The organism is Thauera phenylacetica B4P, from assembly GCF_000310225.1.
GTDB lineage: Bacteria > Pseudomonadota > Gammaproteobacteria > Burkholderiales > Rhodocyclaceae > Thauera > Thauera phenylacetica.
Genome location: NZ_AMXF01000119.1, coordinates 1 through 12433 on the forward strand (window position 1 = coordinate 1; position 12433 = coordinate 12433).

Annotated in this window: 11 protein-coding genes; 5 read left to right on the forward strand and 6 right to left on the reverse strand. The window is 71.9% G+C overall.

What is annotated here, in order from left to right; translation table 11 throughout:
• The first annotated feature begins 133 nt into the window (after window positions 1-133).
• Window positions 134-1186, forward strand: a complete 1053-nt coding sequence (locus C667_RS14335) for an enoyl-CoA hydratase/isomerase family protein (protein WP_004366932.1) — start codon at window positions 134-136, stop codon at window positions 1184-1186.
• Between the two features lie 191 nt (window positions 1187-1377).
• Here C667_RS14335 and fdhE read toward each other — a convergent pair whose 3' ends face one another.
• Window positions 1378-2286 carry a formate dehydrogenase accessory protein FdhE gene (gene fdhE / locus C667_RS14340; RefSeq protein ID WP_004366934.1) on the reverse strand — a complete coding sequence of 303 codons (909 nt, stop codon included), beginning with the start codon at window positions 2284-2286 and terminating at the stop codon, window positions 1378-1380.
• A 377-nt stretch (window positions 2287-2663) separates the two neighbouring features.
• Between fdhE and C667_RS14345 the strand changes: the two genes are divergently transcribed.
• Genes C667_RS14345 through C667_RS14355 form a run of 3 tightly spaced genes read left to right on the forward strand, consistent with a single transcriptional unit; the run spans window position 2664 to window position 5518 of the window.
• Window positions 2664-3449 (forward strand): (Fe-S)-binding protein, encoded by a 786-nt coding sequence (locus C667_RS14345; protein ID WP_004366936.1) that lies wholly within the window; start codon window positions 2664-2666, stop codon window positions 3447-3449.
• A 3-nt stretch (window positions 3450-3452) separates the two neighbouring features.
• A complete protein-coding gene (locus C667_RS14350; RefSeq protein WP_004366938.1) occupies window positions 3453-4862 on the forward strand; it encodes a LutB/LldF family L-lactate oxidation iron-sulfur protein in 1410 nt (469 codons plus the stop codon).
• Window positions 4859-5518, forward strand: coding sequence for a LutC/YkgG family protein (locus tag C667_RS14355; protein ID WP_004366940.1), 660 nt, complete (start codon window positions 4859-4861; stop codon window positions 5516-5518). Before C667_RS14350 ends, C667_RS14355 begins: the two co-directional genes overlap by 4 nt.
• A 400-nt stretch (window positions 5519-5918) precedes the next feature.
• On the opposite strand, the gene pdxH is transcribed toward C667_RS14355, so the two are convergent.
• The 3 genes from pdxH to C667_RS14370 all read right to left on the reverse strand — a co-directional run bounded on the left by pdxH (window position 5919) and on the right by C667_RS14370 (window position 9466).
• Window positions 5919-6566: a pyridoxamine 5'-phosphate oxidase gene (gene pdxH / locus C667_RS14360; RefSeq protein ID WP_004366942.1), complete on the reverse strand. Its 648-nt coding sequence runs from the start codon at window positions 6564-6566 to the stop codon at window positions 5919-5921.
• Window positions 6567-6768: 202 nt separating this feature from the next.
• A complete protein-coding gene (locus tag C667_RS14365; RefSeq protein WP_004366944.1) occupies window positions 6769-8151 on the reverse strand; it encodes an MATE family efflux transporter in 1383 nt (460 codons plus the stop codon).
• 76 nt (window positions 8152-8227) lie between these two features.
• A complete protein-coding gene (locus C667_RS14370; protein WP_004366946.1) occupies window positions 8228-9466 on the reverse strand; it encodes a benzoate/H(+) symporter BenE family transporter in 1239 nt (412 codons plus the stop codon).
• 117 nt (window positions 9467-9583) lie between these two features.
• Here C667_RS14370 and C667_RS14375 point away from each other — a divergent pair, with 117 nt between their 5' ends.
• Window positions 9584-10489 carry a LysR family transcriptional regulator gene (locus C667_RS14375; protein WP_004366948.1) on the forward strand — a complete coding sequence of 302 codons (906 nt, stop codon included), beginning with the start codon at window positions 9584-9586 and terminating at the stop codon, window positions 10487-10489.
• A 26-nt stretch (window positions 10490-10515) separates the two neighbouring features.
• On the opposite strand, the gene C667_RS14380 is transcribed toward C667_RS14375, so the two are convergent.
• Window positions 10516-11277, reverse strand: a complete 762-nt coding sequence (locus tag C667_RS14380) for a pentapeptide repeat-containing protein (RefSeq protein WP_004366950.1) — start codon at window positions 11275-11277, stop codon at window positions 10516-10518.
• A gap of 448 nt (window positions 11278-11725) precedes the next feature.
• Window positions 11726-12433: hypothetical protein (locus C667_RS14385; protein WP_004366952.1), on the reverse strand; the 708-nt coding region annotated here is incomplete at its 5' end.

The following is a 12433-nucleotide window of genomic DNA, read 5'->3' on the forward strand; positions in this document are numbered from 1 at the left end:
CGCTCCGGGAGCCGGCGGCGCACCCTGGCGAGCCGCGGGCGCAGCCTGCGGCGATGCAGCGCATCGGGCGGCCCGCCCCGCGCGGCACCCGCGCCGGTCTGCATCGCGAAGTTCATTCGAAAGGAAACCCCCCATGCTGCTCCCCGAGACCGAGCCGCCCGCCAGCGTCCTGGTCGACATCATCGACGGCGTCGGCGTGCTCACCCTGAATCGTCCCGCCGTGCTCAACGCGCTCGATCTCGCCACCGTGCGCGCGCTCACCCGCCAGCTCGACGCCTGGGCGGACGACCCGGCGATTCGCGCGGTGCTGCTGCGCGGCAGCGGCGAGCGCGCGTTCTGCGCCGGCGGCGACGTCTGCTCGCTGTACCACCTGCAGAGCCAGGGCTCGCCCGAGCTGGAGCGCTACTTCGACGAGGAGTACGCGCTCGACTGCCGCATCCACCGCTATCCCAAGCCCACGATCGCCCTCATGGACGGCGTGGTGATGGGCGGCGGCATGGGGATCTCGCAGGGCTGCACCCACCGCCTGGTCACCGAGCGTACCCGCATGGCGATGCCGGAGACGGCGATCGGCGTCTTTCCGGATGTGGGCGGCAGCTACTTCCTGTCCCGCCTGCGGTCGGCGGCGCTGGGCGTCTACATCGGCGTGGTGGGCGACACCCTGAGTGGCGCCGACGCGGTGGTGAGCGGCCTCGCCGACCGCCTGGTGCCGAGCGCCTTCCTCGCCGACCTGCCGGCGCTGATCGCCGCGATCGACGCCGGCGCCTGGCCGGCGGCACCGACGCACACGAGCATCCCCTCGCTGCTCACCGCGCCGGTGCTCGCGGCGGTGGAGCGCCACTTCTGCCAGCCCGGGGTGGAGGAGATCCTCGCCTCGCTCGCCGGCGAGACCGACCCCGCGCTGCGGACGTGGGTGGAGCGCACCCTGGGGCTGCTGGCGCAGCGCTCGCCGCTGATGTTGCGCGTGACCTTCGAGCAGCTGCGGCGCGGACGACAGCTCGACCTGGAGGCGTGCTTCCGCATGGAGCGGACGATGGTGGCGCACAGCTTCGCGCACGGCGACACCATGGAAGGCATCCGCGCGCTGCTGATCGACAAGGACCGCAGCCCGCGCTGGCGGCACCGCGCGGTGGCGGAGGTGCCGCGCGAGGAGGTGGAGGCCTTCTTCGCCGGGCACCCCCCGTAGGAGCGCCGGCAGGCGCGAACCCGCGCACGCTCCGACGCGGCCCGCACGGTCCGCCCCGCCGCCTTCGCGCCTTCCGCCGCTCCTGCATTGAACGGCGCGCGGTGATGGTGAGCGACACCGGCAACCCCGTGTAGGAGCGCCGGCAGGCGCGAACCCGCGCTCGAACTCCGCGCCTCTTGGCGGCGATCCGCTTACTCTCCTGCGCCGATCAGCAGGTAATTCGGCCCGCTGCGCACGAAGCCGGCGTCGTCGACCAGCATGTCCAGCGCCACCGAGGCGAGGTCGTCGGCGATCGGGTCGACGCGCACGTTCTTCGGCTGGACGATGAGCTTGGTGTAGCTCTCGCACGACCCGCAGGACTCCGCGCGGGCGATGCCGTCGTCGCCGTCGATCTCGTGCAGGGTGATCTTGTCGCGGTCGCCGCAGCTCACGCAGGTGGCGTGCGGGACGTGCCACTCGGTGTTGCACAGGGTGCAATGGACGTAACGCAGGCCGGCGGTCGGACCGTCGCTGCGGATCACGCTGACCACCGGATGGCTGCCGCACACCGGGCAGGTGCTGTGCGCTTCCATCAGCGGCAGCGCGTCGGCGTCGAGCTTGCTGGCGAGCGCGGTGAACACCACCTGCATCGCCGCGGCGACGTAGGGCAGGCGGGCCATGTCGGCGGCTTCGGGCTCGCCGTTGAGCAGCTTCTCGCCGAGCTTGTCGAGATCCTCGGCGCTGGTGACGAGCAGCCCGTCGAGGGTCTCGCGCGCGCCGACCGGGGCGTTCTCCAGCAGGTCGCCGACGAGGTTGCGCAGGATCTCGCGCCACACCGCGGGGCGCTGGTACGAGGCCACGCTGATCGGCGGCATGCGGTGCTTGTGCGCGCGTTCGAGGACGTCTTCCGCAGGCGGCGCGATGTCCTGCGCCGCGGCCTCCAGCGCCGCATGCTGGGCACGCGACAGGCGGCCGAGGAAGGCGAGCCACTCGCCCAGGCCGTGGTGCAGCGCGAGGGCGTCGAAACGCTCGGCACGCGCGAGGAAGACCTTGTCCGGATCGGGAAGGAGGATGGCGGCAGCTTCGCCCGAGGGCGGCAGTTCGATGGCTTGGGTGTTCATGGTGTCTCTGGATGGAATGGCGCCCGCGATGATCGGCGCAGTGGCGGGGCGAATGCAAGCCGGAGATGCGTGGACCGCCCCTGCAGGAGATCATCGCTGCGCTGCAGGCGTGAGGCCGGGGCTCCTCAGGGTTTGCCTGTAGGCCTGTCCCGAATCCGCGCCGCACCGGGGAAAACAATCGTATTCTCTCTGGCGCGGCGAGCCAGCGGCCCCACCGGGCGCCGGCCCGGTCCGGCCGCCCGGGAACATGCCCGCCGGCGCCGCGAAAAAAGAATCGGCGATCGCCGCTAAGCGTGCCGCAGTGTCGAGGCCTTTACGCCCCGCAGCGCACCGATTGCGAGCGGACGATCGCCCGGACAACCTGGAGGAAGACCCCCATGAACGAGCCCCGAAGCGTCTCGCGCCCCGTCTCGCCGCGCGTCGCGCTGTTCGCCACCTGCCTCGTCGACGCGATGCGCCCCAGCGTGGGCTTCGCCGCCTTGAAGCTGCTGCGTGACGCCGGCTGCCGGGTCGAGGTGCCGCAGGCGCAGACCTGCTGCGGCCAGCCCGCCTTCAACAGCGGCGACACCGCGCACGCGGCCACGCTGGCGCGCCACTTCATACAGACCTTCGAGGGCTACGACTACGTGGTCGCGCCCTCGGGCTCCTGTATCGGCATGACCCGGGTGCACTACGCTGAGGCGCTCGCCGACGACCCCGCCTGGGCCGAGCGCGCGCGCCGGCTGGGCGAGCGCAGCTTCGAGCTGATGAGCTTCCTGACCGACGTGATGGGCTACGCGCCCACCGACGTGCGGCTCGACACCAGCTTCACCTACCACGACAGCTGCTCCGGCCTGCGCGAGCTCGGCGTGCACGACCAGCCGCGCGCGCTGCTCGGCAAGGTCGCGGGGCTCACCTTGAAGCCGCTCGAGGGCAACGACGTGTGCTGTGGCTTCGGCGGCACCTTCTGCGTCAAATATGCGGCGATCTCCAACGCGGTCGTCGGCGAAAAGGCCGAGGCCATCGAGCGCAGCGGCGCGAGGCTGCTGCTCGGCGGCGACCTCGGCTGCCTGATGAACATGGCGGGCAAGCTCAAGCGCAAGGGCTCGAGCGTGCGCGCCTTCCACGCCGCCGAGGTGCTCGCCGGCATGGGCGGCGGCGCGGCCATCGGCGAGGAGGGCTGAGCCATGGAAGAAGCCACGCTCTCCTTCAAGGCACGCGCCGAGCGCGCGCTAGCCGACCCCACGCTCAAGATCGCGATCGACCGCACCACCGGCACCGCCGAGCGCAAGCGCGCGGTGGCGATGAACCAGTTCCCGCAGTTCGAGGCGGCGCGCGAGCGCGGCAAGCGCATCAAGGACCACGTGATCGCCAACCTCGATCACTACCTGCTCGAGTTCGAGCGCAACGCCATCGCCTCGGGCGCCAAGGTGTACTGGGCCGCGACCGCCGAGGAGGCCTCGCAGATCGTCGTGCGCCTGTGCAAGGAAGCCGGCGCCAGGCGCGTCACCCGCGTCAAGTCCATGCTGGGCGAGGAGATCGGCCTGCCGCATGCGCTCGACGAGGCCGGCATCGAGCGCGTCGAGACCGACCTCGCCGAGCACATCGTGCAGCTCGGCGGCGACCGCCCCTCGCACATCGTGTGGCCGTCGATGCACCGCACGCGCGAGCAGGTGTCCGAGATGTTCAAGCGCCTGCACCGCGCCCCGCACCAGGAAGAGACCATCGAGGCCATGGTCGACAGCGCGCGCCGCGAGCTGCGCGACAAGTTCCTCAGCGCGGACGTCGCCATCTCGGGCGCCAACTTCCTGCTCGCCGACACCGGCGCCACCTGCACGGTGACCAACGAGGGCAACGCCGAGCTCACCACCACGCCGCCGCGGGTGCACATCGTCACCGCCGGCATCGAGAAGCTCGTCCCCAGCATGGGCCACGCCATCGCCATGCTGCGCCTGCTGGTGCGCTCGGCCACCGGCGCGGACGTCACCCAGTACACCACCTTCCACTGCGGGCCGAAGCAGGCGGGCGATCGCGACGGCCCGGAAGAATTCCACATCGTGCTGGTCGACAACGGCCGCAGCCGCATGCTGCGCGAGGGCATGCAGGAGATGCTGCGCTGCATCCGCTGCGGCGCCTGCATGAACCACTGCGTGGTCTTCCGCCAGCTCGGCGGCCACGTCTATGGCGGCACCTACCCGGGGCCGATGGGCGCGGTGCTCACGCCGGTGTTCGACGGCCTGGAAAAATCCCGCGACCTGCCGCACGCGTGCACGATGAACGGCAAGTGCCAGGAGGTGTGCCCGGTGGCGATCCCGCTGCCCACCCTGCTGCGCGGCTGGCGCGACCGCTCGTGGCGCGAGGGGCTGGAGCCCACGGTGGTGCGCTTCGGGCTGGGGATCCACACCTTCGTCGCCTCGCACCCGCGGCTCTACCGCCTGGGCACGGCGATCGCGGTGCGGGTGATGCGGCTCTTCAGCCGCGGCGGCCTCGTCAAGGGGATGCCCGGGCTGGGCGCATGGACCGCATACCGCGAGTTCCCCGCACCGGCCAAGCGCACCTTCATGGAAATGGTCAAGGATCAGGAGAACGCACGATGAGCGCGCGCGAAGCCATCCTCAACGCCGTGCGCGGCGGCCTCGGCCACCGCACGGTCGACCCGGCGGCGCTGCGCCGCGAGGCCGACGCCCTGCTCGAAGACCTGCCCGCGATCCGCCCCGGCCTGCTCGCCGACGACCTGGTCGAGGCCTTCATCGCGCGCCTCGTCACCCCCAAGGTCGCCGCCACCGCCGAGCGCATCGCCGACGCAAGCGCGCTGCCCGCCGCGGTGGCGCGCTACCTCGAGGCGCGCGGCCTGCCCGCGGCGATCGCCGTGCAGCCTGCCGCGGTGCTGCAGGCGCTCGACTGGGCGGGCTTCGAGCTGCACGATCGCGTGGCACCGGACGAGACCCTGGCCGTGGGCTTCGCGCGCTGGGGCATCGCCGAGACCGGCTCGCTGGTCTTCCATTCCGACGCCGAGACCCCGATCCTCGCCAACTTCCTGCCCCTGCACCATCTGGTGATGGTGCGCGCAAGCACGGTGCTGGCCTACCTCGACGACTACGCGACGGCCACCGCCGGCCAGCGCCCGCCGCGCAACGTCAACATCATCACCGGCGCCAGCGGCACCACCGACATCGAGGGCAGCCTGGTGCTCGGCGCACACGGGCCGCGGTATCTGCATGTGGTGATCGTGGAGGACGTCCCCCCCGCCTGAGCGCGCCGCGCCAGGAGTTCGTGCGGCGCATATTCGCACGTCCGCTTCGCGCCTGCCGGCGCTCCTACATGGCGCCGCGACGGGTTTATGCAGGAGCGCCGGCAGGCGCGAACACGGCGCCGCCGCTCGCGACGCGCGTCGCTTTCGGAAACGCCCGCTTCGCGGCTGCCGCCGCTCTTACAGGGCGCCGCGACGGGTTTATGTAGGAGCGCCGGCAGGCGCGAACACGGCGCCGCCGCTCGCGACGCGCGCCGGCTTCTCCAACGCCCGCTTCGCGGCTGCCGGCGCTCCTGCACGGCGCCGAGACGGGTTTATGTAGGAGCGCCGGCAGGCGCGAACACGGCGCCGCCGCTCGCGACGCGCGCCGGCTTCTCCAACGCCCGCCCCTCGGCGGCCCCCGCTATGGCGCCAGGCGTTGTCGCGCCCAGCTGCCGTCGGGCTGCAGGCGGTAGGCGATGCGGTCGTGCAGGCGGGACGTGCGCCCCTGCCAGAACTCCCAGTAGTCCGGGACCAGGCGGTAGCCGCCCCAGTGCGGCGGGCGCGGCGGGTTGAGACCGAACTTGAGCCCGTATTCCGCTGCGCGCGAGACGATCGTGGTGCGCCCGTCGATGGCCTCGCTCTGCGGCGAGGCCCAGGCGCCGATGCGGTGGGCGAGCGGGCGGCTGGCGAAGTAGGCGTCGGACTCCTGTGCAGACACTTTCTCGACGCGGCCCTCGATGCGTACCACGCGCTCCATCTCGACCCAGTGGAACTGCAGCGCGGCGAAGGGGCGCGCCTCCAGCTCCCGGCCCTTGCGGCTGTGGTAGTTCGAGTACCACACGATGCCGCGCGCGTCGCAGCCCTTGATCAGCACCGGCCGGGTCGACGGTCGGCCATCCTCGCCGACCGTGGCGACCGTCATCGCGTTGGGTTCGGGGAGTCCGCGCTCGAGCGCCTGCGACAGCCAGGCCTCGAACTGCTGCAGTGGCTCGTTCGCCGAGTCGTGCTCTTCCAGGGTGCCTTGCTCGTAGCTCTTGCGCAGATCCGACAGGGGGGCGTTCTTGCTCATCGTTCTTTCCAGGGGATGTTGCGGGAAGTCACCGCTTCCATTGTCGCCAAATCGTCCCGCCGCGCGTCACGTTTTTCCGATGCAGGAGCGCCGGCAGGCGCGAATGGGCGTTCGAAGGGGGGAGGTGCAGGCTCGACCGCCGCATTCGCGCCTGCCGGCGCTCCACATGAGGCGTCGCGGCTCCGATGTCGTGGGTGCGCGTCTACACGGCCGCTTCGCGCACGTGGCGGCGGGAGACCACGCGCAGCAGCGCGCCGAAGAGCAGGGTGGCGGCGAGGGTGGCGAGGACGCAGGCTTCCCAGAAGCCGGCCACCGTCGGGGCCTCGGCGCGCCAGGGCGCGTGGAAGCTGAGCCAGTAGCCGCCGGCCAGCCCGATGCCCCAGAAGCACAGGCTGTGCACCAGCATCGGCAGCAGCGTGACCTTGTAGCCGCGCAGGGCGTGGGCGGCGACGGTCTGCAGGGCGTCGAAGCACTGGTAGAGCAGCAGCCACACGACCAGCCCGAGCGCGACCGCCTGCACCGCCGGGTCGGTGGACGAGAAGGCCACCAGCGGCTCGCGCAGCACCCACAGCAGCGCGCCCACGAGCAGCGAGAAGCCGAGCGCGAGACGCATCCCCAGCCGCGCAGTGCGCTGCGCGCGCCGCCAGTCCTGCGCGCCCGCCGCCTGCCCGACCAGCACCATGGTGGCGATCGACAGCGACAGCGGCAGCATGTAGATCATGCCGGTGAAGTTGGCGATGACGCGGTGTCCGGCCACCGTCTCGGTGCCGAGGCGGGCGGCGAGGATGGCGATCAGGGTGAAGGAGCTGATGTCGATGAAGGTCGACACCCCCATCGGCAGGCCGAGCCGCAGCAACTGGCCGAGCGCCTGTGCGCGCGGCGCCTGCCAGGCGTGGAAGAGGCGGTAGGGCTTGTAAGCGGGGTTGAAGACCAGGTAGGCGAGGCCGCAGCCGAGCGCGATCCAGTGCACCGTCGCGGTCGACACGCCGCAGCCGGTGCCGCCCATCGGCGCGAAGCCGAGCGCGCCGTTGGTGAGCGCCCAGGCGAGCGGGATGTGGGTCGACATGGTGATCGCGCTGATCGTCATCAGCACGCGCGGCCGCCCCACCGCGTTGTTGAAGGCGTAGAAGCTGCGATAGAGCAGCAGCGCGGGCAGGCCGAAGGCGGTCGCGGCGAGGTAGTCGGCGGCCTTGGCGGCGACCGCGGGCGGCACGCTCGCCGCCTCGAGCAGGAAGCCGGGGTTCAGCAGCAGCGCGATCCCGGGGCCTGCGAGCAGCAGCGCGAGCCAGAAGCCCTGCTGCAGCGCGGGGGCGATCGCCTCCTCGCGGCCGGCGCCGACGTGGTGCGCGATGGTCGGCGAGATCGCCTGCAGCGTGCCGGTGAGCAGCATCACCACCGAGATGTAGTAGCTGCTGCCGATCGCCACCCCGGCGAGGTCCTCGGTGCCGTAGCGCCCGGCGATCACGGTGTCGGCCACCATCATGGTCATCGACAGCAGCTGGGCGATCAGGATCGGCCATGCCAGGTGGAGCAGTTGGCCGACGATGGCGCGGGTGCCGGAAGGAGCGAGGGAGGAGGGGCTCATGAAGGGGGGGCGGCCGGGCCCCGGGAAGGGGCCGGCGCAGCGGAGGGCGGAAACGGGGCAGGCCTGCCCCGGAGGCTCAGGCGCGGTTGGCGAGCGCGGTGAAGTCTTGCTTTTCCATCAGCCAGCTCACGCCGAAGCCGGCGACCAGGCCCCAGAAGGCGGCGCCGATGTTGAACATGCCGATGTCGGCCACGGTGACGAGCAGGCTCACCAGCGCGCCCAGGGTGAAGCGGCCGCCGCCGAAGGAGGCGACGAATGCGCCCTGCAGCACGCGCAGCATGGCGAGCCCGCCGAGGACCATGATGTACTCCTTGGGGGCGGCGAGCATCAGCCCGGTGAAGGTCGGCGCCATCAGCCCGAACAGCACGCCGAAGAGGCCGAAGGTCAGCGCTGCGGTGTACTGGCGGCCGTGCTCGCCGGACGAGGTCAGCAGCGCGTTGGTCGGTCCGGTGAGGCAGGAGCTCACCGCGCCCACCATGGCGCTGAAGAAGGCGCCGATCCCGGACACGAAGGCCACCGTATTCACCGGTGCCTCGTGCCTGGCGTTCTTGAGGACGGCCACGCCCTGGCCGTTCTGCACCACCAGCACGGTGATCGCCAGCGGCACGACCAGCTCGACCAGCGCCGCCACCGACCACACCGGCGCCTGCACCAGGGGCTGTGCGAAGGCGAGGCCGCCGAGCGCGCTGCCGTCGATGCGGCCGAGCAGCGCGATCGCCAGCGCGCCCACCAGCAGCGCGCCGATCACCGGCGGCATGCGGCGGCCCCAGGCCGGGCTGGCCGACAGCAGCAGGAAGGCGGCGACCATCGGCGCGGCGATCGCCACGTCGCTCTCAAGCGCGCGCACGATGTCGAGCCCGAAGCGCAGGAAGACGCCCGCCACCATGCCCATCACGATCGGCATCGGCAGCGCCGACATCACCCGCCGCACCCAGCCGCTGGCGCCGAGCACCACCACCAGCAGGCTGGTGGCGTAGAAGGCGCCGATGACCTCGGCGAAGCTCAGGTGCTGCAGCGCGGGGCCGACCAGCACGGTGCCGGGGATGGTCCAGGCGAAGCCGAGCGGCATGTGGTAGCGCCAGCTCATCGCCAGCGTGATCAGCCCGTTGATGAAGAACACGCCGAACACCCAGGAGGCGAGCTCGGCCTCGCTGAGCCCGCCGCGGGTGCCCACCGAGAGGATGATCGCGACCGGTCCGGTGGCGGAAAAGATGAAGCCGATTAGGCCGTTGGCGAAATAGGTCAGGCCGAAATCGTCGAGGATGCGGCGCAGCCCCGGGGCCGGGCCGGCGGGGCGTTCGAGGTGGGCGAGCATGGCGTTCGAGGGGCTCGGGGGCCAGGGTGTCGGGCTGTGGATGATCGCTGTTTGCCGTCGACAGATAAAGACGCGCAAAACAACTACACTATTCGGTTTATACGAATAATCGCCGCGATGGATCGTCTCCAGGCCATGCGCCTCTTCACCCGCATCGTCGAGCTCGGCAGCTTCAGCCGCGCCGCCGAGCAGCTCGGCCTGCCGCGCGCCTCGGCGACGCAGATCATCCAGCAGCTCGAGGCCCACCTCGGCGTTCGCCTGCTCGCGCGCACCACGCGCCAGGTCACCCCCACCGTGGACGGCACGGGCTACTATCGGCGCTGCCTGCGCATCCTCGCCGACCTCGACGACGCCGAGGCCGAGTTCTCGCAGGCCGCGCACCATCCGCAGGGGCGCATCCGCATCGATCTGCCGGACTCCTTCTGCCGGCTGCTGCTGATCCCGGCCCTGCCCGACTTCTACGCGCGCTATCCGCAGGTCCGCATCGACATCAGCGTCGGTGACCGCCAGATCGACCTGATCCGCGAGGGTGTGGATTGCGTGCTGCGCATCGGCGAGCTGGGCGACCTGCCGCTGCACGCGCGCCGGCTCGGACGCCTGCGCCAGGTGACGTGCGCGAGCGCCGCCTACCTCGCCGAGCACCCGCCGCCGGCGAACCTCGACGAGCTGGAGGGGCACTGGATGGTGGATTACGTCTCCGCCTCCACGGCAAGGTCAGCGCCGCTGGAGTTCGCGCTGGAGGGCCGCATCGAGCTGCGCAGCCTGCGCTCGCGGCTGGCGGTGAACAACGGTGGTGCCTACGTGGCCGCCTGCGCGGCCGGCTTCGGCATCGTCCAGGTGCCCGACTACCACGTGCGCGAGCCGCTGGAGCAGGGGCGCTTCGTCGAGATCCTGCCGGCGTTCCCGCCGCCGGGGCTGCCGGTGCACGCGCTCTATCCGGCAGACCGGCCCTTGTCGGCGCGCGTGCGGGTGTTCATCGACTGGCTGGCGGAGCGCTTCGGCGGGGCGGCGGCGGGGGGTTGAGCCGGCGGGCGCTCCGGCGAGCCGATTCAGCGCTTGTTCTTGCCAGCCTTGTCGAGCTGCGCCTGCAGCGCCGCGGAGATGTTGCGCGCACCGCGGAAGTCGCTCTCCTCGACGTCCACATGGGTGAAGTCGGCGCCGGAGAGGTCGGCGTCGGCGAACTTCGCCTCGGGCAGCACCGCACCCGACAGGCGGGTGCCGGCGAGCCGGGCCGAGGTGAAGTCCACCGCCTCGAGGTTGGCGCCGGTGAGGTCGGCCTCGGACAGGTCTGCGCCGGCGAGCTTCGAGCCATCGAGGATGAAGCGCAGGCCGTACACCTTGCGCAGGCGTGCGCCGCTGAGGTCGGCGCCGGGCATGTGGGTGTCCTTCATGAACGCGCCGTCGAGGTTGGCGCGCGGCGCGCGGGTGCCGATCAGGAAGGCGCCGAAGAGGTTGGCGCCCTGCAGGTCGGCGTCGCTCAGGTCGGCGTCGTCGAAGCGGGCGTGGAACAGGTTGGCGCCGGCAAAGCGCGCGCCCTCGAGGCGGGCGCCGGTGAAGTTGGTCCACTTCGCCATCGCCTTCTCGAAGCGCGCACCCTCGAGCCGCGCGCCGTTGAAGCGCGCGTTCTCCAGCACCGTGCCGGAGAAGTCGCGGCCGGCAAGATCGCGTCCGGAGAAGTCGCAGCCGCTGAGGTCCTGGCGCGGCGCGGGCGCGGCGCAGTCGCCCTTGGGCAGCCCCTGCGCGAGCGCGGCGGAGGCGGTCAATGCGGCCGAGGTGGCCAGGATCAGCGCGGCGGCGGTGGGCAGTTTCATGTCGGCGTTCCGGAAAAGACGGCGCAGGCGGGCGCTTCGGTCCGAAAACCCGCATTCTAGCGCCGCCGCACCCCCAGGCGCTCCCGCAATCCATTCGCGCCTGCCGGCGCGAAAGCGGCGTCCGGGCTCCTTCCGGCGCCGCGGTCGCCGAACCGCCTCATTCGCAGCTGCCGCAGCTCCTACAAGAGGTCCGGGACGCGAGGCGGTTTCTGTAGCGCGAACGCCGCTCCGCCCCCGCCGTTTCCTGTAGGAGCGCCGGCAGGCGCGAAAGCGGCGTCCGGGCTCCTACCGGCGCCGCGGTCGCCGAAGCGCTCCATTCGCAGCTGCCGCAGCTCCTACACGAGGTCCGGGACGCGTGGCGGTTTCTGTAGCGCGAACGCCGCTCCGCCCCCGCCGTTTCCTGTAGGAGCGCCGGCAGGCGCGAACACGGCCGAGCGTGCGCCGCGGCTCAGGCCCGCCGCCGCATCTTCTCGTTGGCTGCCTCGGCGGCCGGATGCAGCAGGCCGAGGCTGCGCAGGCGGACGGCGCTCCAGCCTTGGCCGAGCAGGATCATGCGGGTGTCGAGCTCGGCCGCCTGGGCGGACGGGACGCTGGCGCCGAGGTCGTGCATGCGCTTGGCGCGCAGCGCGACCCAGCGCAGGGGGTGGCGGCGGGCGAGGGCGTGCCAGAGCGCGTGCGCACCGGCCGACTGGCGGGCGCCGCTGACCAGGCAGAGGCCGCGTCCGAGCGCCCAGGCATACACCGCGCTGGCGATGCCGCGGCCCTGGTAGGCAGGGGCGTATTTTGAGTGCGGTGAGCGCACATGACGGTCGGTGCGCCGGTCGACCTCGATCAGGCGGTTGAACACCGTGTAGCCGGCGAGGCGCCCGTGCGCGACGTCTTCCACATAGACGTAGTGCTCGCCGTCGGCCTCGCGATGGTGGAAGACCAGGCCGGGCAGCAAGTCGGGCAGGCGGGTGCAGGCGTGCAGGGCGTCGCCGGGGCGGTGGAGCCGACCGTGGAGGGTGTCGAGCTCGGCCTCGATGCTGTCGTCGGGCTGGTTCACGTCGATGCGCAGTTCCATGCGCGGCGGCTGCAGCACGCGGCGCAGGACGGCGGCGAACGCAGTGCCGAGCGCGGCGCGCACGGCCGCGGCCCGCGCGGCGGCGAGCGGCGG

What these genes read in the sequence shown, in the direction of transcription:
- C667_RS14380 (WP_004366950.1), bottom strand. Translation starts at nt 11,277, where the DNA reads ATGAAACTGCCCACCGCCGCCGCGCTGATCCTGGCCACCTCGGCCGCA.
- C667_RS14335 (WP_004366932.1), top strand. Translation starts at nt 134, where the DNA reads ATGCTGCTCCCCGAGACCGAGCCGCCCGCCAGCGTCCTGGTCGACATC.
- C667_RS14365 (WP_004366944.1), bottom strand. Translation starts at nt 8,151, where the DNA reads ATGAGCCCCTCCTCCCTCGCTCCTTCCGGCACCCGCGCCATCGTCGGC.
- C667_RS14375 (WP_004366948.1), top strand. Translation starts at nt 9,584, where the DNA reads ATGGATCGTCTCCAGGCCATGCGCCTCTTCACCCGCATCGTCGAGCTC.
- C667_RS14345 (WP_004366936.1), top strand. Translation starts at nt 2,664, where the DNA reads ATGAACGAGCCCCGAAGCGTCTCGCGCCCCGTCTCGCCGCGCGTCGCG.
- C667_RS14355 (WP_004366940.1), top strand. Translation starts at nt 4,859, where the DNA reads ATGAGCGCGCGCGAAGCCATCCTCAACGCCGTGCGCGGCGGCCTCGGC.
- C667_RS14350 (WP_004366938.1), top strand. Translation starts at nt 3,453, where the DNA reads ATGGAAGAAGCCACGCTCTCCTTCAAGGCACGCGCCGAGCGCGCGCTA.
- C667_RS14370 (WP_004366946.1), bottom strand. Translation starts at nt 9,466, where the DNA reads ATGCTCGCCCACCTCGAACGCCCCGCCGGCCCGGCCCCGGGGCTGCGC.
- fdhE (WP_004366934.1), bottom strand. Translation starts at nt 2,286, where the DNA reads ATGAACACCCAAGCCATCGAACTGCCGCCCTCGGGCGAAGCTGCCGCC.
- pdxH (WP_004366942.1), bottom strand. Translation starts at nt 6,566, where the DNA reads ATGAGCAAGAACGCCCCCCTGTCGGATCTGCGCAAGAGCTACGAGCAA.